This is a genomic window from Arthrobacter cupressi (assembly GCF_900099975.1).
GTDB classification, from domain to species: domain Bacteria; phylum Actinomycetota; class Actinomycetes; order Actinomycetales; family Micrococcaceae; genus Arthrobacter; species Arthrobacter cupressi.
The window spans coordinates 224,427-249,987 of record NZ_FNEI01000002.1; the positions used below are offsets into that span (position 1 = coordinate 224,427).

Annotated in this window: 24 protein-coding genes and 1 pseudogene; 12 read left to right on the forward strand and 13 right to left on the reverse strand. The window is 68.0% G+C overall.

All coding sequences use genetic code 11. From position 1 onward, the window contains the following. Positions 1–124, forward strand: a pseudogene (locus tag BLP88_RS19070) (UDP-glucose 4-epimerase GalE); the annotation flags it as partial. 150 nt (positions 125–274) lie between these two features. Here BLP88_RS19070 and BLP88_RS03415 read toward each other — a convergent pair. The 6 genes from BLP88_RS03415 to acs form a co-directional block, all read right to left on the reverse strand. After that, positions 275–1,057, reverse strand: coding sequence for a DeoR/GlpR family DNA-binding transcription regulator (locus BLP88_RS03415; RefSeq protein ID WP_074586917.1), 783 nt, complete (start codon positions 1,055–1,057; stop codon positions 275–277). A gap of 29 nt (positions 1,058–1,086) precedes the next feature. Next, positions 1,087–3,171, reverse strand: a complete 2,085-nt coding sequence (locus BLP88_RS03420; RefSeq protein ID WP_139163285.1) for a beta-galactosidase — start codon at positions 3,169–3,171, stop codon at positions 1,087–1,089. Positions 3,172–3,177: 6 nt separating this feature from the next. Continuing rightward, a complete protein-coding gene (locus BLP88_RS03425) occupies positions 3,178–4,089 on the reverse strand; it encodes a carbohydrate ABC transporter permease (RefSeq protein WP_074586918.1) in 912 nt (303 codons plus the stop codon). Next, positions 4,086–5,090, reverse strand: coding sequence for a carbohydrate ABC transporter permease (locus tag BLP88_RS03430; protein WP_139163286.1), 1,005 nt, complete (start codon positions 5,088–5,090; stop codon positions 4,086–4,088). Before BLP88_RS03430 ends, BLP88_RS03425 begins: the two co-directional genes overlap by 4 nt. A gap of 27 nt (positions 5,091–5,117) precedes the next feature. Next, entirely contained in the window at positions 5,118–6,434 is a 1,317-nt protein-coding gene (locus BLP88_RS03435; protein WP_074587203.1) for an ABC transporter substrate-binding protein, read from the reverse strand. Positions 6,435–6,622: 188 nt separating this feature from the next. Beyond that, the gene (gene acs, locus BLP88_RS03440) at positions 6,623–8,644 is read right to left on the reverse strand and encodes an acetate--CoA ligase (RefSeq protein WP_074587205.1); all 2,022 of its coding nucleotides are present in this window, start codon (positions 8,642–8,644) and stop codon (positions 6,623–6,625) included. 477 nt (positions 8,645–9,121) lie between these two features. Between acs and BLP88_RS03445 the strand changes: the two genes are divergently transcribed. The 3 genes from BLP88_RS03445 to BLP88_RS03455 are packed head-to-tail and all read left to right on the forward strand — an operon-like array spanning position 9,122 to position 11,849. Then, on the forward strand, positions 9,122–10,357 hold the full coding sequence (locus tag BLP88_RS03445) for a hypothetical protein (protein WP_074586920.1): 1,236 nt from the start codon (positions 9,122–9,124) through the stop codon (positions 10,355–10,357). An 11-nt stretch (positions 10,358–10,368) separates the two neighbouring features. Beyond that, positions 10,369–11,172 (forward strand): endonuclease III, encoded by an 804-nt coding sequence (nth, locus tag BLP88_RS03450; protein ID WP_074586921.1) that lies wholly within the window; start codon positions 10,369–10,371, stop codon positions 11,170–11,172. Further along, the gene (locus BLP88_RS03455) at positions 11,169–11,849 is read left to right on the forward strand and encodes an NUDIX hydrolase (RefSeq protein ID WP_074586922.1); all 681 of its coding nucleotides are present in this window, start codon (positions 11,169–11,171) and stop codon (positions 11,847–11,849) included. The genes nth and BLP88_RS03455 overlap by 4 nt, the downstream gene beginning before the upstream one ends. A 3-nt stretch (positions 11,850–11,852) precedes the next feature. Here the strand turns inward: BLP88_RS03455 and BLP88_RS19075 are convergent, their stop codons facing one another. After that, on the reverse strand, positions 11,853–12,035 hold the full coding sequence (locus BLP88_RS19075; protein WP_074586924.1) for a YegP family protein: 183 nt from the start codon (positions 12,033–12,035) through the stop codon (positions 11,853–11,855). Between the two features lie 266 nt (positions 12,036–12,301). Beyond that, the gene (locus tag BLP88_RS03465; protein WP_074586926.1) at positions 12,302–13,987 is read right to left on the reverse strand and encodes a bifunctional 3'-5' exonuclease/DNA polymerase; all 1,686 of its coding nucleotides are present in this window, start codon (positions 13,985–13,987) and stop codon (positions 12,302–12,304) included. Positions 13,988–14,161: 174 nt separating this feature from the next. Between BLP88_RS03465 and ssd the strand changes: the two genes are divergently transcribed. The 7 genes from ssd (at position 14,162) to BLP88_RS03500 (ending at position 19,638) form a co-directional block, all read left to right on the forward strand. Continuing rightward, complete coding sequence (gene ssd / locus BLP88_RS03470) at positions 14,162–15,373, forward strand: septum site-determining protein Ssd (protein ID WP_084110750.1); 1,212 nt, start codon at positions 14,162–14,164, stop codon at positions 15,371–15,373. Further along, the gene (locus BLP88_RS03475) at positions 15,370–16,674 is read left to right on the forward strand and encodes a TadA family conjugal transfer-associated ATPase (RefSeq protein ID WP_074586928.1); all 1,305 of its coding nucleotides are present in this window, start codon (positions 15,370–15,372) and stop codon (positions 16,672–16,674) included. Before ssd ends, BLP88_RS03475 begins: the two co-directional genes overlap by 4 nt. Continuing rightward, positions 16,671–17,450 carry a type II secretion system F family protein gene (locus BLP88_RS03480; protein WP_074586930.1) on the forward strand — a complete coding sequence of 260 codons (780 nt, stop codon included), beginning with the start codon at positions 16,671–16,673 and terminating at the stop codon, positions 17,448–17,450. Before BLP88_RS03475 ends, BLP88_RS03480 begins: the two co-directional genes overlap by 4 nt. An 8-nt stretch (positions 17,451–17,458) precedes the next feature. Further along, the gene (locus tag BLP88_RS03485; protein ID WP_084110789.1) at positions 17,459–18,121 is read left to right on the forward strand and encodes a type II secretion system F family protein; all 663 of its coding nucleotides are present in this window, start codon (positions 17,459–17,461) and stop codon (positions 18,119–18,121) included. 142 nt (positions 18,122–18,263) lie between these two features. Next, on the forward strand, positions 18,264–18,632 hold the full coding sequence (locus BLP88_RS03490; protein WP_139163287.1) for a DUF4244 domain-containing protein: 369 nt from the start codon (positions 18,264–18,266) through the stop codon (positions 18,630–18,632). Next, positions 18,629–19,213, forward strand: coding sequence for a TadE family type IV pilus minor pilin (locus BLP88_RS18575; RefSeq protein ID WP_084110752.1), 585 nt, complete (start codon positions 18,629–18,631; stop codon positions 19,211–19,213). The genes BLP88_RS03490 and BLP88_RS18575 overlap by 4 nt, the downstream gene beginning before the upstream one ends. Next, positions 19,210–19,638: an Rv3654c family TadE-like protein gene (locus BLP88_RS03500; RefSeq protein WP_257028155.1), complete on the forward strand. Its 429-nt coding sequence runs from the start codon at positions 19,210–19,212 to the stop codon at positions 19,636–19,638. The genes BLP88_RS18575 and BLP88_RS03500 overlap by 4 nt, the downstream gene beginning before the upstream one ends. Positions 19,639–19,714: 76 nt before the next feature. Here the strand turns inward: BLP88_RS03500 and BLP88_RS03505 are convergent, their stop codons facing one another. Beyond that, a complete protein-coding gene (locus BLP88_RS03505) occupies positions 19,715–22,057 on the reverse strand; it encodes a DEAD/DEAH box helicase (protein WP_074586933.1) in 2,343 nt (780 codons plus the stop codon). A 63-nt stretch (positions 22,058–22,120) separates the two neighbouring features. Continuing rightward, the gene (locus tag BLP88_RS03510) at positions 22,121–22,816 is read right to left on the reverse strand and encodes a GNAT family N-acetyltransferase (protein ID WP_074586935.1); all 696 of its coding nucleotides are present in this window, start codon (positions 22,814–22,816) and stop codon (positions 22,121–22,123) included. Between the two features lie 137 nt (positions 22,817–22,953). Here BLP88_RS03510 and trhO point away from each other — a divergent pair, with 137 nt between their 5' ends. Then, positions 22,954–23,847: an oxygen-dependent tRNA uridine(34) hydroxylase TrhO gene (gene trhO / locus BLP88_RS03515; protein WP_074586937.1), complete on the forward strand. Its 894-nt coding sequence runs from the start codon at positions 22,954–22,956 to the stop codon at positions 23,845–23,847. A gap of 27 nt (positions 23,848–23,874) precedes the next feature. Here trhO and BLP88_RS03520 read toward each other — a convergent pair whose 3' ends face one another. From BLP88_RS03520 to BLP88_RS03530, 3 genes are all read right to left on the reverse strand, one after another. Beyond that, a complete protein-coding gene (locus BLP88_RS03520; protein ID WP_074586939.1) occupies positions 23,875–24,411 on the reverse strand; it encodes a hypothetical protein in 537 nt (178 codons plus the stop codon). A gap of 66 nt (positions 24,412–24,477) precedes the next feature. Further along, the gene (locus BLP88_RS03525; protein WP_074586941.1) at positions 24,478–24,834 is read right to left on the reverse strand and encodes a hypothetical protein; all 357 of its coding nucleotides are present in this window, start codon (positions 24,832–24,834) and stop codon (positions 24,478–24,480) included. Positions 24,835–25,032: 198 nt separating this feature from the next. Then, positions 25,033–25,473, reverse strand: coding sequence for a hypothetical protein (locus BLP88_RS03530; RefSeq protein ID WP_074586943.1), 441 nt, complete (start codon positions 25,471–25,473; stop codon positions 25,033–25,035). Between the last annotated feature and the right edge of the window lie 88 nt (positions 25,474–25,561).

Sequence of the window (25,561 nt, forward strand, 5' to 3'; positions counted from 1 at the left end):
CTGGGCCGACGCGTCCTCCGCCCTGGCCGACCTGGGCTGGTCCACCACCAAAACCATCGACCAAATGTGCGAAGACCACTGGCGCTGGCAGAAAAACAACCCCCACGGATACACCACCAACTGACCCCCACAAACCCGGCCCCGGCACCACAGGCCACCACGAAAAGCGGCCGCCCACCAGGGCCCACAGCAGCGCGGGACCCGAAGCACGCGAAGCGTGTTTTGGGAGCTGCAGGGGACAAGGGTGGGCGGCCGCCGTCGTCCGGTGCTGGAACTAGGCTTCCGCGATCCGCAGCTTCCCCACGCCGTCGGCCAGCACACGCCGTGCTTCCTCGCCCAGCCCGGGATCGGTGATGAGCTCATCGGCGTCCTCGAGGCCGGCGATCGAGGCGATGCCCACGGTGCCCCACTTGCTGTTGTCGGCCAGGACCACCACGTTGCGCGCGGATGCCATGAAGGCCTTGTTGGTTTCGGCTTCCTGCAGGTTCGGCGTGGTGAAGCCGGCCTGGGCGTCCATGCCGTGCACACCGAGGAACAGGGTGTCCAGGTGCAGCTGCTTCAGGGCCGACGTCGCGATCGGCCCCACCAGCGCATCGGAGGGCGTGCGCTCCCCGCCTGTGACGATCACCGAGGTGCCGCGCCGTCCGGTGCCGGGGTCATGGTGGAACAACTCGGCAATCCTGATCGAGTTGGTGACCACGGTGATCCGCGGCCCGTCCAGCAGCAGCTTGGCAAGCTCATAGGTGGTGGTGCCGGCGCTCAGGCCAATGGCCGAGCCCTCCTTGACCAGCTTGGCCGCTTCTGCGGCGATGGCCTGCTTCTCCGTGATGGCCTGCGTGGATTTCTGTTCGAAGCCGGGCTCGTGGGTGCGGGCATCCCCGGGCAGCTTGGCGCCGCCGTGGATGCGCTCCACGAGCCCGGCTTCTTCGAGGCTTTCGATGTCCCGCCGCACCGTCATGGCGGAGACGCCGAGGGACTGCGCCAGGTCCGTGACGCGGACGACGCGCTCGCGCTGGACGGCGTCGACAATGGCGGTATGGCGGGCGGCCTGGAGCATCGGAGCCTCTCTGGACGGTGGGTGGCGGGCTAGCGGGACGATTCGACGACGGCGACGCCCCCGGCAGTAAGGTTTAGCGTACCTCCGGTGGGTGCCCCGGCCAGGAGATCGACGCCGTAGAGCGGCACCGTGGCCTCCTGTGGGCCGTGGTTGATCACGAAGGTCCAGTCCGTGTCGCCGTTGCTCCGGCGGACGATTTCCACGTCTTCCGGGGGCCGGACGCCCAGCACAGGCTTCACATCGGCGTCCTCGCAGAGGAGTTCCACCAGCTCGGCCAGCCCTTCGCGCCCCAGGCTTGTGGCAACGTAATAGGCGGCGCCCCGGCCGGCGGACGCCGCACGGCGGGTCACCGCCGGCGAACCCCCGACGCCGGAACTGCCGGTGCCCGAACCTCCGGTGCCTGAACCGCCGGGACCGGTGCCGGCGTCGAACGTTGCCAGCACTTCCGCGCCTCGGGCGGTGCCCAGCTCGCTCCACAACGTCCCGGAACCGAAGCGGGTCAGGCCCACGGCGTCGCCCGAGCGCAGGGGGAAGAATTCCTCCATGCTCACGCCCAGGAGCTCGGAGAACGCCCCGGGGTAGCCGCCGCCGTTGACCGGGTCGAGGCGGATGTGGTCGTTTTCGTCCACGATGCCGGAGAAGTACGTGAGCACCAGGGTGCCGCCGCCGTCCACGTACTCGTGCAGCTTCGCGGCGCCTTCGTCGGTGACCAGGTACAGCATCGGCGCGATCACCAGCTTGTAGCCGGAGAGATCGTCGGTGCTTTGCCGGAAGTCCGTGGTGATGCCGGCCCGGTAGAGGGCATCGTGCCAGCGCCGGGTTTCGGGGAGGTTCCGGGCGTCCTCGCTGGGGTGCGAGTCCAGTTCGCTGCCCCAGCGGGCGTCGGTGTCGTGGATGATGCAGGCCTCGGCCTGGACGGTGGAGCCGGCCACCGCCGAGATGCGCTCCAGGGCGCGGCCGAGCTCCACCACCTCGCGCCACACCTTGGTCTCCCGGCCGGCATGCGGGACGAGTCCGGAATGGTACTTTTCGGCCCCCGCCCGGGACGCCCGCCACTGGAAGAACAGCACGCCGTCGGTTCCGCGGGCCACGTGCTGGAGGGAGTTGCGCAGCATTTCCCCGGGCCCCTTCGCGACGTTCCGGGGCTGCCAGTTGACTGCCGAGGTGGAGTGCTCCATGAGCAGCCACGGCTTCCCCTGCGCCCAGCCGCGGGTGAGGTCCGCGGTCATGGCCAGGTCCTGGAAGTTCCGCGCGTCGTCGGCGATCAGGTAGTGGTCGTTGGACACCACGTCCATGTGCCCGGACCAGCGCCAGTAGTCCACGGGGGCGTGCAGGCCCATGTTGAAGCCCATGAAGTTGGTGGTGACGGGGTGCTCGGAACGGGCCCGGATGATGTCCGCCTCCGCAGTGAAGCACTCGAGCAGCGCATCGGAGGAGAACCTCGCGAAGTCCAGCTGCTGAGTGGGGTTCACCCAGGTCCCGGAGCGGCGCGGCGGCAGGATCTCCGCCCAGTCGTAGTAGTGCTGCGACCAGAAGGCCGTGCCCCAGGCCTCGTTGAGGGCGTCCAAGCTGCCGTACCTGCGCTGCAGCCATTCCTGGAAGCCGCGCTCGGCGTGCGGGCCGAAATCCGGCTGGTTGTGGCAGCCGTACTCGTTGTGGACATGCCACATCACGACGGCGGGGTGCCCCGCGTAACGCTCGACGATCGCCGTCGTCAGGGCTGCTGCCGCCCGGCGGTAGTCGGGCGAGCAGGCAGCGAAGGCCTGCCGGGAACCGTAACTCTGCCGCACGCCGTCGGCGTCCACCGGCAGTGAGTCGGGGTACTTCCGGCTGAACCACGGCGGGGGAGAGGCGCTCGCGTTGGCGAGGTCCACGCTGATCCCGTTGGCGTGGAGCAGGTCCAGGATGGTGTCCAGCCAGCCGAACTCGTAGCGGCCTTCCTCGGGCTCCAGCAGGGCCCAGCTGAAAATGCCGACGCTCACCAGGTTCACGCCGGCTTCCTTCATGAGGGCGACGTCATGCTTCCAGACCTCCTCCGGCCACTGTTCGGGGTTGTAGTCCCCGCCGAAGGCGATCCGGCCGCCCAGTTTGTCGACGATGTAGTCCATGGTCATGCGTTCTTATCCTTTGCTGGATCCGAGCGTGAGGCCGGCCACGAATTGGCGCTGCAGCACGAGGTAGATGATCAGGGTGGGTATCACGGTGATGGTGGCACCGGCCGCGAGCAGGTTGTAGTTGCTCAGGAACTGGCCCTGGAGGTTGTTGATGGCCGTGGTGACGGGCAGCCGGTCGCCGCTTTGGATAAAGAGCAGGGGCCAGAAGAAGTCGTTGTAGATGAAGATGACTTCCAGGGTGCCCAGGGCTGCGAGGGCGGGCCGGCACAGCGGGAGGATGATGTTCCAGTACTGCCGCCAGATCCCCGCACCGTCCACCAGGGCGGCCTCGGTGAGGTCCGAGGAAAGGGCCTTCATGTAGTTGGACAGCACGAAGGTGCAGAAGCCGATCTGGAACGCCGTGTCCACCGCGATCACCGAAATGTAGGTGTTCAGGAGGTTGCCGGAGTCGCTGAAGGAGTACGGCAGCGTGAGGTGCTTGAACATTTCGAACAGGGGAGCGGCGAGGACCTGCGGAGGCAGGAGGTTGCCCGCCGTGAACATGATCAGCAGGGTGATGTTGAATTTCCAGCTCACCCGGGATACGGCGAAGGCCATCATGGAGGCAAACAGCAGCGTCAGCAGCACCGAGGGGACGGTGATGAGCACGGAGTTCATGAAGTACTTCGAGAACCCGCCCTGCGTCCAGGCCTGCACGAAGTTGTCGAAGTTGAAGGCGCCGCCGACGCTGAAATATCCGTACTTGTCCGTGTCCGCCTTGGGCCGCAGGGCCGTGAACAGGGCCCAGACGAGGGGGACCAGCCACATGACCGCCATCACCGCAAGGAAGATGTGGGTGCCGTAGTGGCGTCTGCCTGTCCTGCGCGGGATGCCCCCGGGCGCGGTAGTGCGCGGAGCGGGGTTGGCGAGGGTGCTCATGCCTTGCTCTCCTTGCCGAAGGTACGGATGAGGTAGAAGACGATCGGGATCAGCGAGATGACCAGCAGGATCACGGCGAGGGCGGAGCCGACGCCGATCACCTGGCCTTCGCCCACGAGGTTCTGGATCACCAGGGCGCTGATCAGCTCGAGGCCGTTGGTGCCGCGGTTGATGATGTAGACGATGTCGAAGGCCCGCAGCGACTCGATGATGGTGATGACCACGATCACGATATTTACCGGCCGCATCGCGGGGAACACTACGCGGAAGAACGTCTGCACAGCGTTCGCGCCGTCGATCGATGCGGCTTCGCGCAGCGACGGGTCCACGCCCTTGAGTCCGGCCAGGTACAGGATCATGACGTAGCCTGCGTGCCGCCAGGTGGCCGCCACCATGGCCGCCCAGATGTTGACGTTGGAGTCGCCGAACCAGTCCACGGCCGCCGGGGTGCCGGCGGTGCCCAGGAGGTAGTTCAGCAGCCCGCTGTCCCGGTTGTAGAACAGCTGCCAGATGATGCCGATCAACGCCAGCGACAGCATCACCGGGGTGAAGAAGATGCTCTGGTAGATCTTGCTGCCCCGGATTTTCTGGTCCAGGAGCACGGCCAGCAGCAGTCCCAGCGGGGTGGCGACCAAAGCCAGGAAGACCAGCCACAGGATGTTGTGCTGCATGGCGGGCCAGAACGGCGGGTAGTCCTCCACTACGAAGCGGTAGTTCTCGGTCCCGGCGGGTTTGATGTCCTTCAGGTCCAGGCCGTTCCAGCGGGTGAAGCTCAAGGCGACGGAGAACAGCGTGGGCAGCCAGACGAGCAGCAGCTGGATCAGGGTGGGCAGGCCCACCATGACCGTGAGGACCAGCTTGTCCCGCCGCGTGAGCCTGCGGACCCTGCCAGTCCGGATGGGCCGCTTCCCGACGCCGCGGCGTACTGATGCGGCCAGGGTCTGGCCGGCCGCGCCGGGTTCGCTGTCCGGTGCGGCCGGCTTTTCGGCGGTAGTACTCATGGGAATTCCTTCGGTGTGCACCACCGGTTACTGGGCGGCGTAGAGGGTCTTGGCCTGCGCTTCGAGGTTCTTGACGTCAACCGTGCCGTCCTTGATGAAGGACTGCAGCGCCGGGATCATCACGTTGTTCGCCATGGCAGGGAGGGCATCGCGGTCGAGGAACTGGCTGATGTACTTGGCGTTGGCGATCGTGTCCGCGCATTTCTTGTTCAGCGCAGTGAACTTTGAGGTGTCGGCGTCCTTGACGGTGGCGATGTTGGAGGCGTCCACCGCCGAGTAGGCGTTCTGGCCCTCGGCGGTGCCGATGAATTCGAGGAAGTTGTGGGCTGCCTGGTTGTCGCCGCCCTTCTTGGACAGGAGCAGGCCATCGATGGGGGCCTCCACGGCATCGGTGCCTTCGACGGCGATTTCGGGGAACGGGAAGAAGTCGATGTCGGCCAGCACCGCGGGATCGGTGAACTGTTGGGTCACGAAGGAGCCCAAGAGGTACATGCCGGTCTTCTTGGCGCCGAGGGCCTTGGCCGCGTCCTGCCAGGTCTGGCCGAGGGCCGCAGGGTCCTGGAACGGCAGGAGGGCCTTCCAGGTGTCGAACACGTCGCTGACCTTTTTCTGGTCCCAGCTCTCCTTGTGGGCAGTGAGGTCGACGTGGAACTGGTAGCCGTTCAGGCGCATGTTGATGTAGTCGAACGTGCCCATGGCCGGCCAGCCGTCCTTGTCCGCGAAGCCGATCGGGATGAGGCCGTCGGCCTTCATCTTCGTTGCGAGGGTCTTCAGCTCGTCGAAGGTGGTGGGGACCGCGTAGCCCTTCTCGGCCCAGAAGCTCTTCCGGTAGAAGAAGCCCCACGGGTAGTTGTAGTTGGGGACCAGGTACATCTTGCCGTCGGGTCCGGTGGAGGCTTTCTTCATGGCGTCCGAGAAGTTGCCGCCGATCTTTTCCCACACGTCGTCCACGGGAGCCAGCAGGCCTTTGCCCGCGTAGTACTGCATGCGGTACCCCGCGAACCAGGTGAAAGCGTCGTCGGGGCTGCCCTGCAGGTAGGAGTTGATCTTGTTCTGGAAATCGTTGTGCGGGACCACGTTGGTAGCGACCGTGATGCCGGACTTCTTGGTGAAGGCGTCGGTGACGGCCTTATAGGCGGCCTTGGGGACGTCATCCGAAGAGCCGGAGCCGAAAGTCAGGCTGTTCGAGGTGGCTCCGGGGGCGGGTCCGGAACCGCCGGTGCAGGCAGCGAGCAAAGGAATTCCGGCCAGTCCGGCAGCTCCGATGCCGAGTGTTTTCAGGATGGTGCGGCGTCCGGGGCCGGCGTTGCGGGCCGCTTCGAACGGGTCATTTGTCGCTGCCATGTTCTCTCCCTTGAAAGCGTGGTGCATGTGAGTTATCTCACTAGGCTTTGACTATATACGCCCAAAAGGGAACAGGAAAGAACTAAAAATAACATTCCGGGTCGCGGGCCTGTTTATGGCAAAGGCGGCGGTACCCCGTCGGGGAACCGCCGCCTTTCGAGCGCCGCTTGGCGGGTGCTTGCCGGACCCTATTTCCGGAGGGATTCGGCGATCTGCTGCATGATTGTCGGGTCGGAGAGGGTGGTGGCGTCGCCGACTTCGCGTCCTTCGGCGACGTCCTTGAGAAGGCGGCGCATGATCTTGCCGGAGCGGGTCTTGGGCAGTTCGGGGACCACGAGCACGTGCTTGGGTTTGGCGATGGGGCCGATTTCCTTGCCCACGTGGTTGCGCAGTTCCTGGACGGTTGCCTCGCCGTTGTTGACGGCGTCGCCGCGGAGGATGACGAACGCGACGACGGCCTGTCCGGTGGTTTCGTCCGCGGCTCCAACGACGGCGGCTTCCGCCACCGAGGGGTGGGAGACGAGCGCGGACTCGATTTCCGTCGTCGAGAGCCGGTGGCCGGAGACGTTCATGACGTCGTCCACGCGGCCGAGCAGCCAGATGTCCCCGTCTTCGTCCTTCTTGGCGCCGTCGCCGGCGAAGTACATCGCCTCGAAGCGGGACCAGTAGGTGTCCTTGAAACGTTCCGGGTCGCCCCAGATGCCGCGGAGCATGGAGGGCCACGGTTCGCGGACCACAAGGTAGCCGCCGTGCCCGTCGGGCACGGATTCGCCGAGTTCGTCCACCACGTCCACGGCGATGCCGGGCAGGGGAACCTGGGCGGAGCCGGGCTTGGTGGCGGTGACGCCGGGCAGCGGCGCGATCATCTGGGCGCCGGTTTCGGTCTGCCACCAGGTGTCCACGATCGGGGCCGGGTTGTCCTTGGTGCCGCCGTTGGCGCCGATGACGTCCCGGTACCACATCCAGGCCTCGGGGTTGATGGGTTCGCCCACCGAGCCGAGCACGCGGATGGAGGACAGGTCGTACTTGGCCGGGATGTCCTTGCCCCACTTCATGAAGGTGCGGATCGCCGTGGGGGCGGTATAGAGGATGGAGACCTTGTACTTTTCCACGATTTCCCACCAGCGGCCCTGGTGCGGGGAGTCCGGGGTGCCTTCGTACATGACCTGGGTGGCTCCGTTGACGAGCGGCGCGTAGGCGACGTAGGAGTGCCCGGTGATCCAGCCGACGTCGGCGGTGCACCAGAACACGTCCGTCTCCGGGTGCAGGTCGAACACGGCCTTGTGGGTGTAGGCGGTCTGGGTAAGGTAGCCGCCGGTGGTGTGCAGGATGCCCTTGGGCTTTCCGGTGGTGCCGGAGGTGTAGAGGATGAACAGCGGGTGTTCGGAGTCGTGCCCGACGGCGGTGTGCTCGGCCGGGGCCGTGTCCACGGTGTCCGCCCACCACTTGTCCCGGCCTTCGACCCAGTTCACGGGTTCGCCGTTGCGCTTGACCACCACAACGTTTTCCACGGTGTGGCCTTCCTTGGCCAGGGCCTCGTCCACGGCGGGCTTGAGCGGCGAGGGCTTGCCGCGCCGGTACGTGCCGTCCGCGGTGACCACGAGCTTGGCCTCGGCGTCATCGATGCGGGAGCGCAGGGCGTCGGCGGAGAAGCCGCCGAACACCACAGAATGCACGGCACCGATCCGGGCGCAGGCCAGCAGGGTGATCACGGCCTCGGGGATCATCGGCAGGTAGACGGCCACCCGGTCGCCCTTGGTGACGCCGAGGGCTTCGAAGGCGTTGGCGGCCTTCTTGACCTCCTCGGTCAGTTCCGCGTAGGTGTAGCTGCGGGAGTCGCCCGGCTCACCCTCGAAATGGATGGCCACCCGGTCCCCGAGCCCGTTCTCCACGTGCCGGTCCAGGGCGTTGTAGGCGGCGTTGACTTCGCCTCCGGTGAACCACTTCGCGAACGGCGGGTTGGACCAGTCCAGCGCCTGGTCGAAGTCCTTGGACCAGCTCAGCAGGGTGCGGGCCTGATTAGCCCAAAACGCGGGGCGGTCCTGCGCGGCGTCGGCATAGTCTCCGGCGTCCACGATGGCGTTGGCGGCGAATTCCGCGGAAGGGGCGAACTTCCGGTTCTCGTGCAGCAGGTTTTCCAGGGCGTCGCCGTTCCCGTCGTCGGTGGCGGGGGCAGCGGTGGCCGTTGATTCCTTGGCGTCCTGGGACATGTGGACCTCATCTTCGTCGATCTTCGCTGCGGGGAGGCTGCCGCCGGAACGCACGGCGGCCGATCACGACGCTGTGTGTTCCCGCGGAATGACCGCAGAATGCTTTCCGCCATACACACTATCGCCTCGGCCGCGCCGGTAGTGTGCCCCGTCACATTGTGGCCGTGAGCGGTGCGGATTTAGCGCCGAGCGGCTGAGGGAGCCAGCATCCGGGGAGCGAACAAAGAGGCCTTCGTCCGGGCGTTGGAACCCTTCAGGGGACTCGCGCGCCCGGAGGCAACGTCCTCGGACTGACCAGGTTTTCCCGAGGGCTGAATCCGGGAGCCGGGCTAGGGGCTGTCAGGGCTGTGGCATAGGCTGAAGAAGTCCCGGAGCGAGGATCTCCGGTGCCGGCTGCGCGTCCATCGGGCTGCCGGCGCCGTGGGCCGCCACGGGGCGCTGCCGTACCGGCGCTGCAGTGCAAAAGGAGAACGTGCCATGACCCAGATGAACCCAGCCCCCGAAAACGAAAAGCAAGGGACTCCGACGTCCGGGCAGTCCTCCCCGGCGGCAGGTACCGCGGCCCAGACCGGCGGGGCCCAGAGCGGCGGGGCGTCGGCCGCCCAGGCTCAGGCAAGCCGGGCGCAGGCCGTTGCCGGCCCGTTCACGGTCCGCGACATCGTGGTTTTCGCCGCCGTCCTGCTGCTGTTCGTGGCCTCCCTGCTTCCGATGTTCGGCCCCTACAACCTCTGGAGCATCAGCAACCTCTTCTTCCTGGGCCTGGGCATCATCCTGCCGGTGACCGTGGCCGGATTGTTCGTGACCCGCCGCCTGCAGCCGCAGAGTCCGTTGCGGATCGGGTCGTTGTCGGTTGACCAGTTCGCCTCCGTGGTGGGGTCGTTCTCCGTTGCCCTCTACTTCCTGACCATCGTCGTCGACTTCAGTGCGTCGCTTCTGCTCGGCCTCTTCGGGGCGCTTGCCTTGCTGGCCGCGACCGTGCTGGCCCCCCACGTCCCGATCCTGCGCGACGACTTCAAGGGCCGCGCCGAGTCCGCCGCCCACCTCGTGGCGCGTGACGCCGTCGAGCCCGTCCGCAAGCCGGCCGCGCCAAGGCCGGCCAAGAAGGCGGCGCGCCCCGCCGCCGTCCCGGCCGCAGCCGGACCTGTTGCCGGGGCGCCCGCCTCGGGCGGCCCGTTCGCAGTGGTCCCGACGCCGGCTGCTCCCGTTGCGCCCGGTCCTGCCGTTGCGCCCGGTCCTGCCGCAGCGCCGGAGCGTACTGCCGCGCCCGCGCCTTCCGCTGCTGCCGCGAGCACGCCGTCCGCTGTGTCCGAACCTTCCACTGCGACCGGTGAAAGCAGGACGGAAGACTCCGAGGGTGGCACGCCCGCCGCGGGCGCGGCCGGGACCCCGGAAGCGCCCGCGGCTGCCCGGGAGATCCCGGCAACCATGGCCCACCCCGTCGTCGACCGCGCCCGCTCCGCGGAACCGATCGGTGCCACGGTGGATCCGGCCAGCCGTCCCGAGGAATCCGAGGAACCTGGCTATGAGGCCTTCTGGTTCGCAGTACCCCAGCCGCGTGTCGCGGTCAATGAGCACACCGGCGCCCCGGCTTTTACGGTCGAGCCGGGCGGCTGGGTGCTCGCCCTCGAAGACAGGGGTGAGGAGTTCCTCGTCCAGAACACCGACGGAAGGCTCGGCGTCCTGCGCGACCTCAGCCACATCGAACGCGGCTGAACAGGATCACCGTGCCCGCCGTCGTCGAGACACCGCTGGCGCTCAAGCGCCGAGCCCGCAGGATCAACAAGGAACTTGCGGAGAAGTACCCGTATGCCCATGCGGAACTCGATTTCCGCAACCCCTTCGAACTGGTCATTGCCACGGTGCTTTCCGCACAGACCACCGATGTCCTGGTCAACCAGGTCACTAAGATCCTCTTCGCTAAGTATCCCGACGCGCGGGCGATGGCCGAGGCGGATCCGGCCGAGCTGGAGGCCATCCTGCAGCCCACGGGTTTTTTCCGGGCCAAGGCGAAGAACGTGCTGGCGCTCAGCACGAGGCTGGTGGACGAGTTCGACGGCGAGGTGCCCGGCCGGTTGGAAGACCTGGTGACACTTCCCGGCGTCGGGCGCAAGACGGCGAACGTGGTGCTGGGGAATGCGTTCGGCGTTCCCGGGATCACGGTGGACACCCATTTCGGCAGGCTCGCCCGCAGGTTTGGCTGGACGGACTCCGAGGATCCCGTGAAGATCGAATTCGACGTCGCGGAACTGTTCGAGCCGCGGGACTGGACCATGTTGTCCCACCGCGTGGTCTTCCACGGGCGAAGGATCTGCCACGCCCGGCGGCCCGCCTGCGGGGCCTGCCCGGTCGCCAACTGGTGTCCCAGCTACGGCACCGGCGAAACGGACCCGGCCAAGGCCGCCAAGCTGCTCAAGTACGAGCTGGCGCCCGGGCAGGAGGCCCTGCTCGACAAGCTGCTGGCCGAGACCTCCCGCGCCGCCGAGATCCGCATGGAATCCCAGCTGGAACTGAAGCGGTCCCGCCGATGACGGCTCTCGGGGACCTGCTGTACCTGGTGTCCCGGATCGAAACCGGTGACCACCCGGCGTCCGATCCGCGGATCGCGGTGGACGAGGTCGACGCCGACGCGGCCCGGAGAGCCGCCGTGCTGATGCTTTTCGGGGTGCTCGACGACGTTCCGGCCAAATCTTCCAAGGACGTGGTGCCGGCGGACCTGGACGTCCTGCTCCTGGAACGCGCCCACACCCTGGGTGACCATCCGGGACAGGTGGCGTTTCCCGGCGGGAGCATCGACCCGGGGGACGGGTCGGCGGTGGCGGCGGCGCTCCGCGAAGCCGTCGAGGAAACCGGGCTGGACATCGCCGGCGTGCAGGTGCTGGGCGCGATGCCGGACGTCGGGCTGAGCCGCAGCAATTTCGTCGTGACGCCCGTGCTGGCGTGGTGGGCGTCGCCGTCGCCGGTTCGCGTGGTCGATTATGCCGAGTCCGCCCAGGTGTTCCGGGTCCCGGTGCGGGACCTGCTGGATCCGGTCAACCGTTACACGGGTACCCTCAGCCGCGGCGGAAGGACCTTCACCAGCCCGGTGTTCCTGGTGAACGGCGTGGTGGTCTGGGGCTTCACAGCCATGGTGCTCAATGGCTTGTTCGATGCCCTGGGCTGGACCATTCCCTGGGACGAGGAACGGCTGCACCAGATCCGGCTGTGACCCCTACTTGGTGCAGTCCACGACGAAGCCGGTGGCGGCGTTTTCCCGGACCGCGTTGATTCCCGCCACGGCCGCGCTGAGCTGCTTGAACTGGGGCGACTCGGCCACCAGGGTGCCGTCTGCCGCAGTGAGCCTGAAACGGTACGCGCCGTCGTTGCCCCTAAGAATTTCGAATCGTCCAGCCACGGTGCTGTCCCCCTTGCATATCCATGAATCCCCCCGCGGCCGGTTGCTTCGGTCCGCGTCCTTCGAGGCTAACGAGTCGCAGGCGGCGCCGAAAGCTACTGTGAGGTAGGTTACAGCGGGCGTCGGTGCCGGGGTCTTGATGCGTCTCTTGACTGGCATTGGCTGGCGTGGCGTGGTTATCGACCGGGCTGTCGAGCGGCGGTTTCGGAAGCCCGCGGTAGCAGGAGCGGGTGGAACGGAGCCGGCGGATCGCCAGCCGGAGGCCGCTACTTGGCCTGGTCGTAGGAATCTACGACGGCGACCGTCACCGGAAATTCCAGCGGAACCGTCCCGAACAGCAGGTCCGTCGCGGCGGCCGCCGCCTCCTCGACCGCCCGGACACAGGCCTGGACGGCCGCCTCCGGGGCGTGGACCATGACCTCGTCGTGCAGGAAGAAAACGAGTTCACCCGTCGGCGAACCGGCCGCTCCCAAGGCCCAAAGCCGCCGTCGCAGTTCGGCGAGCCAGCAGGACGCCCAGTCCGCGGCGGAACCCTGGACCACAAAATTCCGGGTGAAGCGGCCTCGCGAACGGGCCAGGTTGTCGGCGCGGCGCTGCTCTTCCGCCGTTGTCGAACGCTGGCTCCGCAACCACCGTTCCGACGGCGGCGGGCTGCTGCGCCCGAGGCGGGACGTGACGGTGCGGCCGGCTTCGCCGTCTCGCGCCGCCTGCTCCACATAGCCCACCGCGCGCGGATAGGTGCGGGCGAGCTGCGGCATGAGGCGACCGGATTCGCCGGTGGTGGCGCCGTACATCGCCCCGAGCATCGCGATCTTGGCCTTCGACCGGTCGCCGCCGAACCCCTGGGCAGCGATGCCGGCGTACAGGTCCTTGCCGCGCGCGGCTTCGGCCAGGCGCGGGTCCTGGGCGAGGGCGGCGAGGACCCGGGGCTCGAGCTGTGCGGCGTCGGCGACGATCAGTTTGTGGCCCGGATCCGCGTGCACGGCCCCGCGGATTTGCTTCGGTATCTGCAGGGCCCCGCCGCCCCGGGAGGCCCAGCGGCCGGAAACGACCCCGCCCACCACGTACTCGGGCCGGAAACGGCCGCCGCTGACCCAGGCATCCAGCCAGGCCCAGCCGTTCGCCGTGAACAAGCGGGAGAGTTTCTTGTACTCCAGCAGCGGCCCGATCGCCGGATGCGTGGACTCCTTGAGTTCCCATTGCCTGGTCGAGCTGACCTCGATGCCGTTGCGGTGCAGGGCGCGGATCAGGTCCTGCGGGGAGTCCGGGTTGAGCTTCGGGGAGTTGAGGAGCGCTCGGAGCTCGATGCACAGCGATTCCAGGGCGGCGGGGCGGTGGCCGGGAGCCGGCCGCAGGCCCAGGTGCCTGCGCAGGATCTCCTCGTGCAGGGATTCCCGCCAGGGCACACCGCTGTGCTGCATTTCCGCGGCGATCATGGCGCCGGCGGATTCGGCGGCGAGGAGCAGCTGGAGGCGCTGGCGGTGTCCGTCTGCGGCTTCCTTCACGGCCTGCTGCTGCGCGGCGAACTCCGTGCGGAGTTCCTCCGGGCCGGGCGCCCGGTTGTGAGCTGCGGGCGCCTCGAAAAGGGCTCCCTGGTCCGCGGGCGGTGGCGGCGGAGCGAACGCCTTCACCATGCCGCTTTCCTCATCGACGGCGGGCTGGGAGGCGTTCCGGGCGTAGTCGGTATGCGCGGTGAACTCGGAGAACGCCAGGATGGTGCGGCACAGGCTGAGGTCATGGCACCGCTCCAGCCGCACCCCGGCGTCGAGCAGCGCCGGGTACCAGTCCTGGGTACGGTTCCAGATCCAGCGCGGCCGCCTGCTTTCCAGGCCGCGCACGACGGCGGGAAGTTCCGTGAGGCCGGTGGGCTGCGGTTCGGAAAGGGCCGTTCCCTCGGCGCTGGTTTCCTGGATGGCTGCCCCCTGCGGGTGGGCGGCGAGCAGCAGATACATGATGACAATTTTGCCCTGCGTGGTGGGGCTGGCCTGCGCATTCAGGACAGGGGGGTGTCCTGGATGCGGCGGGGACTGTTGCACTGTTCCTCCACAGGGCCGGCTTCCGCCGGCTTGTCCACATAGCCGCGCGCGGTCCTTCCGGCCGGCGCCCGCCCTGCGGACAGTGGCTTCATGAGCAGGCACCACATCCAGGACGAAGACGGCGCGGGTGCGTACCCGCTGGAAACCCCGCGGGCGGGGCCCGGAATGCTGGCGGGGACGGCGACGGTTCCCCGTCGGGAAAAGCGGCGGGAGCCCCCGCGGGCACCGGGCAGTTCCTCCGAAACGCCCTGGGTGCCCGCCGAGGGCGTGGACGTGCTGCTGGTGAGTGCAAATCCCAGGCTCCGGGCCGAAACCGAAAGGGTCGTTGCCGCACTCGGTGCCGGACTGCGGATTGCGGGCAGCGCGGAAGAAGCAGTGCCGTCTTGGGACTCCGCCGGGACGCTCCTGCTCGGCAGCGACATCCGCGAACTACCGCCCCGCCGTCGGGCTCCTGCCATCCTGCTGGGATTGGCGGGCGAGGGGGACGGGCTGTGGCAGCTTGCCGCCGTCCTGGGGGCCGAGCGGGTCGCCGTGCTGCCGGACGGAGCTGCGTGGCTGGCCGAACATCTCAGCAGGTCGCAGTCGCCGGAGCCCGGAGGGCTGGTCCTCGGCCTCACGGGAGCGTGCGGCGGCGCAGGCGCGTCGACGGCCGCCGTCTGGCTGGCCCAGGAAGCGTCAACGCAGGGGGTCCGGACAATCCTCATCGACGGTGATCCCCGCGGCGGCGGGCTGGAACTCAGCCTGGCGGCCGAGGAAACTCCGGGCCTGCGCTGGCCGGACCTTGCCGACGCAAAAGGCAGCATCGATCCCGAGCAGCTCGCCGGGTCCCTCCCGTCGGCCGGCGGCTTCGCCTTTCTCTCCTGGCCGGGAAAACGGGACGCGGCCGGCCAGCCCGATGCCATGGCCGTGGCCGCCGTCATGGATGCCGCACGGCGGGCCTTCGAACTCGTCATCGTGGATATCGGCCGCGGCACGGAATCCCTGCGGGCCTTTGCCTGGGATTGCGACCGGATCCTCGTGCTGGCCCCCGCCCAGTTGCGGGCAGCCGTGGCCGCTGCCCGGCTTCTCGAGGACCTGCCGCCGGTCGAAGCAGCCCTTGTGGTGCGAGGCGGCAAGGGCAGCGCCCTGGACGGGAGCTTCATCGCCGAGTCCCTGGGTCTCCGTCTGCAGGCGGTGCTGCCCGAACTGCGGGGCACCGTAGCCGCGGCGGAATCCGGCCGGCTGCTGGACCACGGGAAACGCCGCGCCGTACGGCGCTTCGCCGCCCCGGTACTCGATCTCCTTGAGGATGGTCCGGCATGAGCCAGGAGCGCCGCAGCGAACGCACCCGCCGCGACAGACGCCTCGATGCCGCCCTTCTGGAGAGTGTGCGGGAAACAGTGATGTCCGACGCCGGCCCCGTCACCCCGTCACGCGTGGCCGCGGCCGTGCACGCCACCGGGCGGCTGCTGGGCACCGCGGGAGCGCTGGCCGCCGTCGACACCATCAGCGCGGAACTGAACGGGCTGGGCCCGCTGCAACAACTGGTCCGTGACCCCGCGGTTACGGACATCTTCGTGAACGGCCCGGATTCCGTCTGGTCCGACCGCGGAAGGGGATTGGAACGGACAGAGGTCCGTTTCGACAGCGAAGACCAGGTCCGTGCCTTGGCGGCACGGCTCGTGGCTGCCGGCGGGCGGCGGCTCGACGACGGCTCACCCTGCGTGGACGTCCGGCTTACGGGCGGGTACCGCGTGCACGCCGTGCTGCCGCCGATTTCCACCGCCGGCACCCTGCTCTCCGTGCGGATCCGGCGGGAGGAAGTCTTCACCCTCGACGAACTGCGGGCAGGCGGCATGTTCGACGCCGGCACGCAGCGCGTCCTCGAAGCGATCGTGGAGCGCCGCCTGAGCTTCCTGATCAGCGGCGCCACAGGGTCCGGCAAGACCACCCTGCTTTCCAGCCTGCTGGGCCTGTGCGCCCCTTTCGAACGGCTCGTCCTCATCGAAGACGCCGCCGAACTGAACCCTGTCCATCCGCATGTGGTTTCCCTTGAATCCCGGCACGGGAACCTTGAAGGCGGCGGCGTGCTGGACCTCGGCGAACTGGTCCGGCAGGCCCTCCGCATGCGGCCCGACCGGCTCATCGTCGGTGAATGCCGGGGCAGTGAGGTCCGGGAGTTGTTGACGGCGCTCAACACCGGGCACACCGGGGGAGGTGGCACCATCCATGCCAACACGGCGTCCGCCGTTCCCGCCCGCATCGTCGCTCTTGGCGCGCTCGCCGGTCTCAGCCAGGAAGCGGTCCGGCTCCAGGTCGCGAGCGCCCTGGACGTCGTCATCCACGTGGAACGTACTCCGGCGGGCAGAAGCATCCGCTGCATCGGCTTGCTCCTGGAAACGCCGTCCGGCCAGGCCGTGGTTCCGGCGCTGGAACTGCGCGGCAGGTCGATGGCCGCCGGACCGGCGTGGCCGGAACTGGCCGGAAGGCTCGGGCTCGCTGTCTTGGAGGAGGTGGCGGGAGAACCGGCGGTTCCTGAGGAGGTGGCGGGAGAACCGGCCGTTCCTGAGGGGGTGGCGGGAGAGGCCCCGCCGCCGGCGGCCCGCCTGGAGATGACGGCATGACCGTCCTGCTGGTTCTCGCCCTCGCGGCCTCGGCCTGGCTGGCCATCGGCTGTCTCCCCGGGCCGGGCCGCGGGATGGAACGTACCGCGGGCAGTAACAAGCCGGCAGGCCCGGGGCGCCGCCGGTCCCGCAAGGAAGCAGACCTGCCGCTTGCGGTCCTGGTCCAGCAGCTGGCGGCCCTGTTGCGGGGCGGGCGGTCCGCATCCCGGTTGTGGGAAGAAGCCTGGATCGTGCACGGCCACCCCGATGAAACATCCGGAGCCGGGGGCAGCGGAAACCGCCAGCTTAGGCAAGGCCTCTCGAACGAATCCGTCGCAGTGCTCGCCGCCGCCCGCTCGGCCTCGATGCTGGGCGTCCCCGCTGCCGCGGCCATCCGGACGGCCTCTGCATCACCGCGGATCCGCCCGAGGGAACGGCGGATCTGGGGCGAACTTGCGGATTGCCTGGACCTCGCCCAAGCGAGCGGGTGCCCCCTTGCCGATGTCCTCGGCCGCTATGCGGCGCACCTTGAAGCGGAAGACGACGCCGAGGCCGCCAGGCAGACTGCCCTGGCCGGGCCGAAAGCGACCGTCCGGCTGCTGAGTTGGTTGCCCTTGTTCGGACTCGCGCTGGGTACGGTGCTGGGCGTGGATCCGCTCGGTATCCTGCTCGGCAACCCGTTCGGCCTCGCCGCGCTCGGTGCAGGAATCGTCCTGACTGTGGCCGGGCGGGGGTGGTCGATGCGGCTGGTGCGGGCGGCCACCGGCGACTACGTCGAATCGCCGGGGAGACGCTGATGGGTGAAATGCTGCCGGCCGGCCTAGTCGCGGCGTCCTTGTTTATCGCAGCTGTCCTGGCCTTCCCGGGCTCAGACGGAGTCCGCCGTCGGGCCGTCGTCCATCGGCTGCGAAACTCAACGGCAGAACAGGACCCGGGCCGCCGTGGCGGCGCCACCGCACATGAAGGCGCCACCGCGCATGAAGGACGGGACGGGAGTGGCAGGGGCGGAGCCGCGGCCGGCAGCGGTTACCGGGGTTTGGAAAGCACCGCGATCATGATCGAACTTGTTGCTGCGGCCCTCGAATCCGGAGCCAGCCTCGGCCGCGTCCTGGAACTGCTTACGTCCTGCTCCGCACCTGCCGTCCGCGATTCCCTGCGGCCGGTGGTGGCTGCACTGGCCATCGGGGCCGATTGGGAAACAGCCTGGCGAAGTTCCGCCGTCCGGAATCCCGTGGCCCTTCGTCTGAGGGACTCGCTGGCCTTTGCCGCCCTCACCGGTGCACCCTCGTCCGCGGTCCTCTATGCCCAGGCTGCCCGGTTGCGACGGGAGGAGTTCCGGGCCGCGGAACGCCGGGCCGCGGCACTGGGCGTGAAGCTCGTGGTTCCGCTTGGCCTGTGTTCCCTGCCGGCCTTCCTTTGCCTCGGGGTGGTCCCCGTGCTGCTTGCCATGCTCCCGTCCGGCCCCTGAAGCCGCCACCAGTTCTCCTCCACACGGAGAAGCCCGGAGAGTTTTCCACTTACGGAAACCCCCTTCTTACCGCAGAAAGTCACACAGGGAAGAGTCGGAACCAGCCGGCAACACCGCCCGGCACAGAGAAAGGAAAGCGAAAATGAGAGTCCAAACCATCACCCGCACCGCCCCGAACCCGGTCCGTCAACATGACGGCGCCAACCCCGGCAAGGTCGCGACGCCTGGCACGTCCGCACAGCCCGGCACGTCCGGGCCAATTGCCGAAGGGCGGGCCCTTGCCGACGTTGTGGAGTTGTATCCGGTCGCCACGGACACTGCCGGGGGTGCCCCGCAGGGCAAACGCCGTGGCCGGCTCACGGCCTCGGAACTGGGCATGGCTACTGCGGAATACGCGATCGCCACGCTCGCCGCCGTCGGCTTTGCCGGAGTCCTGGTGGTGCTCCTCCGGAGCGAGGAAGTCAGAAGCTTCCTGCTGAACCTCATCCGCACGGCACTCGCCCTGCCATGAGCCCGCGCCCCGGCCATGCGCACGGTGGCCTGCTGTTCGGGACCGCGGCGGCAAAGGCCCGTCGTTCAAGGAAACGCCCGCACCATGGTCCGGGGAAGGACCAGGGCGCGGTGACGGCCGAGTTCGCGGTAGCCCTGCCCGCGGTGCTCCTCCTTCTGGCCATGCTGCTGGCCGGGGCTGCGGCAGGGATCACCCAGCTCCGGGTGGAAGAAGCCGCGAGGGCGGGTGCACGGGCCCTGGCCCGCGGCGAAGGGTCCGCAACCGTGGAGGGGATCGCCCGGCGCCTTGCCGGGGAGACCGCCACGGCTGCGGTTTCGGGGCAAGGGGAGTGGCTGGATGTCACCGTATCGGCCAAGGTCGGCGGCCCGTTCGGGGCTGTCATTCCATGGACCCTCACGGCGAAGGCCTCCGCGCGGACCGAAGCGCCGGACGGGTCAGCCGCCCCGAACCCCCGTAGTCCCGGGCTGGGAGGAAGCGTGGATTTCCTGGCCCTTGGCGGGTTTGTGGAAAGCGGGGAAGGCGGTACCTGGCGGAAGGAGAGCAGTGCCCGGCTGCCCGGATCCGGCGGGGCAGTGGCATGACGCGGCGTGCTTCGAACATGGAGCAGGGGGAAGGGGAGGAGCAGGGGCAAGGGCAGGAACGGGGGCAGATGCCCGCCCGCGGGCGCCTCTCGGAGCGGGGGTCCGGGACCATTCTCGCCGCCGGCCTGGGTCTGCTGGTCATCGGTCTGCTGTCGGCCGCGCTTCTGCTCGCCCAGGCGGCCGTGCAGGCGCAACGGGCCGCGGCGGCCGCGGACCTTGCTGCGCTGGCCGCCGCGGATGCAGCGCGGGGCCTCACCCCAGGCGATCCCTGCACCGTGGCGGCAGAGACAGCCGCGCAGAACAATGCAACGTTGACCTCGTGCCAGCTTCCTGGCGGAGGAATCGCGGAGGTCCGCACCCGGCTGCTTCAGGGCTCGGTGGCCGGAACCGCCACGGGGCATTCGAGAGCGGGGCCGCCGCCCTAGACGCCTCAGCAGCGCCGCCGTCGGGAGCGGCTTTGCCGGTCGCGGCGTCCGCCAGCCGCCCGGCTGCCCCCGGTTCCTAGACCGCGTCCTTGAGCAGCACGTCGAGGAGGATCACGGCGGCGTCCTTGTCCAGGGGATTGTTCTTGTTTCCGCATTTGGGGGACTGGACGCACGAAGGGCAGCCGCTTTCGCATTCGCAGGCCTTGATCGCATCCCGTGTGGCGGTCAGCCAGATCCGAGCCTTCTCGTAGCCGCGCTCGGCGAAACCGGCCCCGCCCGGGTGGCCGTCGTAAACGAAGATCGTGGGCACACCCGTATCGGCATGGAGCGCGGTGGAGACACCGCCGATGTCCCAGCGGTCGCTGGACGCCACCAGGGGCAGCAAGCCGATCGCGGCATGTTCCGCGGCATGCAGAGCTCCGGGGAACTGGGCCTCAATCAGGCCGGCGTCCCGGAGGGAACGGCCGTCCACTACGAACCAGACCGCCTTGGTGAAGAGGTCCCGGGCCCCCAGGTCGAGCGGTTCCTCGCCCAGCACTTCGTTGGAAACCAGGGCCTTTCGTTGGAAGGAGACCACTTGGGTTGTCACTTTCACTTCGCCGAAGTGGACCGCGATGTCGCCCCATTCCATGGTCCGCTGCGTCTGCAGGACTTCAATCTGGGTCACGTCCCTGGCGGTGGTGTAGTAGTCCGGGTTGGTCCGGCGCACCACCACGCAATGGTCCCGCTCGTTCAGTTCCTCCACCAGGTAGCTGTCGCCTTGGTGCACATAGATTGCTCCGGTATGGGCCTGGTAGTGGGTCTGCGGCGAGTCCATCGTCCCCAAAAGTGTCCCGGAGTCCGCGTCCACGATGCTCACAGGCCCGCCGCCGTCGCTGCGCAGGTTCACCATCCCCGCAGCGCTTTCGGGATGCGTCCAGAACCAGCCGGCAGGGCGCCTCCGCAGGTAGCCCTGCGCCACGAGCTGGCCAAGCAGGGTCTCGGCGGTGGGGCCGAAGAGGCCGTGCTCGGTGCTCCCGATAGGCAACTCGGCCGCGGCGGCGCAAAGGTGGGGTCCCAGAACGTAGGGGTTCCCAGGGTCGAAAACGGTGGCTTCCACCGAGACGTCGAAGATCGCCTCGGGGTGGTTGACCAGGTAGGTGTCCAGGGGGTCGTCGCTGGCCACGAACGCCGCTATGGCATCCTGGCCCGCGCGGCCCGCACGTCCGATCTGTTGGAACAGGGATGCCCTGGTGCCGGGCCAGCCAGCTACCAGGACGGCGTCAAGCCCGGAGATGTCGATGCCGAGTTCCAGGGCGGAGGTGCTGGAAACGCCGAGGAGTTCTCCACTGCGCAATGCCTTCTCGATGGCCCGGCGTTCCTCCGGAAGGTAGCCGGAACGGTAGGCCGCCACCCTGCGGGGAAGGCCGGGGTCCACTTCGTCCAGCAGCCTCCTGGTGATGGACGAGATGCTTTCGGCACCGCGCCGGGACTTGATGAAGGCAATGGTCCGGACCCTCGAGGACACCAGATTGGCCATGATGTCCGCGGTTTCCGCCACGGCGGTTCGGCGGGTCCGGGCGCCGTTTTCGCCTTTGAGTTCGGTCAGGGCAGGCTCCCAGAGGGCCACCGTGGTGGCGCCGTGTGGGGAACTGTCCCGGGATACTTCGCGGACCGGAGCTCCGATGAGGCGGGAGAAGGACGTCCCCGGGTCAGAAGCCGTGGCGGACGCGGCGATGAAAACGGGTTCAGGGAAGGAGGTGCCCGCCCCGTAGTACGCACAGATGCGGCGCAGCCGACGCATCAGGTTGGCCACATGTGAACCGAACACGCCGCGGTAGCTGTGCGCCTCATCCACAATCACATAGCGCAGGCGGCGGAAAAAGCGCGCCCACCATTGATGGTTCGGCAGGATGCCGAAATGCAGCATGTCGGGGTTGGCGAGAATGAAATTCGCGTGGTCGCGGATCCAGCGCCGGGCCGAAACGTCGGTGTCGCCATCGTAGCTTTCGGCCCGGACTGTCGGCAGGCCCAGGGCGCGCAGGGCCGAAAGCTGGTCGGCGGCCAGGGCCTTGGTGGGCGCGAGGTAGAGGGCCACGGCGCCGTCGTCATGGATCCGTCCGGGCTCGGAGAGTACGCGCAGCTCCGAACGGTGGATCGCGTCCAGCGCAGGGAGTTGGTAGGCGAGGGACTTTCCGGACGCCGTGCCGGTGGCGATCACCACGTGTTCACCCGCGTGGGCGAGGCCGGCGGCCTCAATCTGGTGCCGGTACGGCTCCTGGATGCCCAGCGAACCGTAGGCCTCCACGATGTCCGGATGGACCCAGCCGGGCCACGGTTCGTGCACGGCTTTGCGGGCCGGAATTGTGCGGACATGGCGGAGCTGCTCCGGATCCGGGCGTCGGCCCAGCAAAGAGATCAGCGATTCGGCGTTGTCCACCAGAACATTCTGTCACCGGCGGAAGAAAGCAAGCCCAAACGCCGGAAGCGGAACGGGCCAGGGCTAGTCCACCGAGAGGTCGCCGTCCTGGTCGGACGAGGTGGAAAGCATCAGGACTCCGCTGACGCTCCGCCATCCGAGGTGCGAATACAGCTTCTGGCCATCCAGGGAGGCCAGGAGGAGGCCGTTTTCGACGTCGTGCTCAAACGCCTGCGCGGCAAGCGCCTTCATGATGAAGCTGCCCAGGCCGCGGCGCTGGAATGCCGGCTCGGTGACGATCCTGTCGAAGACCGCAGTGGTGCCCACCACGCACACACGCCCGCTGGCGGCGAGTTCTTCGCCGGAGCGGACTTCCGCGTAATGGACGCCCGCGCTTTGGGATGTCGAAAGTTTCAAAGAATCGTCGGAGAGCCAGGGGTCCTCGGCGTCCTGGGTCTCCATGTCCACGATCATCATGGTCTGGGATGCGGAGGTGATGTTCAGCCGGTGCTCGTTGGCCAGGAAGGTGTAGCGGGCGAGATCGTTGCTGAGGATGGTCAGGATGCGTGCCGGAGTCTCGGAGGTCCTGGCCGCCAGTTCGGCGAATTCAGCGTCTGAGGGGTCGTGGGCGAAGTATTCCCAGTCCCCGGTTTTGTCGGCCCGCAACGCGGCAGGGAAGCGGCCCTCCTTGCGTGTCTCATAGCCCCGGCAGCCGGCCCAACCGGCCACCCAGACCTCAAGCAGATGCGTGATGTCTTCAACCAAAGCGTCTGGACTCATGTAGAGAGACTATTCCCAGCAGGCGGGGAAGCAATAGGGGAATGCAGTAACAGCTGCATTAACACTCCGGGCCTCGGGGCCGCCGGACCGCACGCCCGCCGGACCCCGGTTTGCCGCGGCCCGGTACCCTTAAATCCGTGGCTTTAAACAGAATTGTGCTCTTCTACGGATTTACCCCGATCGCGGACCCGGAGGCCGTGCGCCTGTGGCAGCGTGCCCTTTGCGAGAAGCTCGGGCTGACGGGGCGCATCCTGATTTCAAAGGACGGAATCAACGCCACCGTCGGCGGCGAAATCGGCAACGTCAAGCAGTACGTGAAGACCACCCGGGAGTACAAAGGCTTCCGGAACATCGACTTCAAATGGTCTGACGGTGGCGCGGAGGACTTCCCGCGCCTCAGCGTCAAAGTCCGCGACGAAATCGTGTCCTTTGGCGCGCCCGGCGAGCTGAAGGTCGATGAGAACGGCGTCATTGGGGGAGGCGTCCACCTCAAGCCCGAAGAACTGCACGCCATGCTGGAGGAGAAGAAGGCCGCCGGCCAGGACGTGAAGTTCTTCGATGGCCGCAACGCCTTTGAAGCACAGATCGGCAAGTTCAAGGACGCGATCGTCCCCGATGTGGCGACCACCCACGATTTCATCAAGGAACTCGAGTCCGGCAAGTACGACGAGCTCAAGGACCAGCCCGTCGTCACCTATTGCACCGGAGGCATCCGCTGCGAGGTCCTCTCCAGCCTCATGGTGAACCGCGGCTTCAAAGAGGTGTACCAGTTGGACGGCGGAATCGTCCGCTACGGCGAAACATTCAAGGACCACGGCCTCTGGGAGGGGTCGCTCTACGTCTTCGACAAGCGGATGCACGTGGAGTTCAGCGAGGACGCCAAGACGATCGGAGCGTGCGTCCGCTGCGAAGCCCCCACTAACAAGTTCGAAAACTGTTCCAACCTCAGTTGCCGCAACCTCACGCTCTATTGCGCCGAATGCGCCGCCAGCCCGGAAACGCTGCGCTGCCCCCAGGGCTGCGCGGCCTGACCGGCCTGCCCTGGACAGCCAGGCGGCTCAGATCCTGGTCACCCGGTAGGCGAAGTTCGCCCGCCTGCTGGCTTGGATGGTGACGGCGAGCACCGTGGATTTCGGCAGTTCGACCACGTTCACGCGGGTCCGGCCGCAATCGATCTTGAGTTCGATGAGCGCTACCGTGCCGTCCCGCACCGCGTAGGACGCCTGGCGGGCGCCCCGGCAGGCGAGGGTAATGGAGTACGTTCCGGCCGGCAACGGGACGGTCCGTTCCATCCGGGATTCCCCTGAACCCAGGAAACCGTAGCTGGTGAAGAAGGTCTGGCCGTTGATGCCCGGCAGGACCGCCAGCACCCACGCGTTCAACGCCTCGCCCGTCACGGTATGGTCCAGGCCTGGATCCCTCGGAATCACGGGGTCGGTGATCACCGGAGCCGGGCGTTCCGGCAGCGGTGCGCGCCCGTCGTCGTAGGTGTATTCGCAGGCGGCGAGCCCGCCGACGGCCACCGCGCAGGAAAGCACGACGGCGGCAAACGGCCGCCGTTTCCGGCGCACCTTGAGGGCTCCGAAACGGCCCATGTTCCGACTCTACGCCCGCCCGCGCGGCGCCGTCAGGGGAATCCGTCGGGGAGTTGAGGGCGTGCGCTACGGCTTCGGATGGGCCTTGTCGACCCGGATGCCGCCGACGGCTTCGGTTCCTTTCCTCAGCCCGGCGAGTTCGACCGTGAGCGTTCCACCCGGCAGCGTCCGGTGTATTTCCCTCACCTCGCCGCAAGGAATGGTGAAAGTTTCCGGAGCGGCGCCGCTGCGGAACCGTTGGAACTGCTTGTCCTTGTCGCCGGCGCAGACGATCTTGAAGACGTAGTCGCCTGCCGGGAGGGTGCCCGTGGATCCCTGTGCCCCTGCGGCCGATCGGCCGTCGCCGAGACCGCCGACCATTCCCAACACGGCGCCATCCGAGGATCCCAGCAAGGCGTTCACCCGCTTGGTGTTTTGGTCCATCCTCGCCAGCCAGGCCGCATCAGGGGTGGTCGGCGCCGGAACCGGGCCCGGCTGGGCCGCCGGCGAGGAACTTGGCAAAGCGCCTGGCCGCGGTTCGCCTTCCTCCGCATATTCGCACGCCGTCAAGGCACCCAGTAAAGCCACCACCGCTATTGCCCGTCCCCACACAGCCATGGGGTGAGCCTAGCCGAAGGACTGCTATCTGGCCGGGACCAGCTGATAGGCATAAAGAAGAGGCACGTCCACGCTGTTCGTGGTGACCTTCACGGTTCCGCCGGCCGGCAGTGCCACCCGCGCGGTCTCGTAGCTGCCGTTGCAGGCGGCTCCGGCCTCGGTGATTTCCCGCCCGCCGGAGGACACCGCGAAGAAGGCCTTGCCGCCGCCGTCGCAGGCAACGGTCAGGGTGTAGTCGCCCGCGGGGACCTCCGCTGCCTTGACCAGCGGCTCACGCTTGAGGAGTTTGCCCGAGTCCTCCAGGGCAATACCGGTGGCCGCCGGCAGCACCTTCGCCTTCCACGCCGGGACGTCGGCGTCCTCCACTGAGGGTGCGGCCGAGCAGGAAGCCAGCGCCAGTGCGGCCATGGAGCCCAGCGCCGCGCAACGCAGAACGGCCCGTGCTGTGGAGGGAAGGAAAGCCATGTTTCCACGCTACCCGTTCCGGGACGTGCGATTTTCCACATAGCCGCGATACCGGGAGCGGGCGCGGGAAACGTCCCCCTAGACTTTC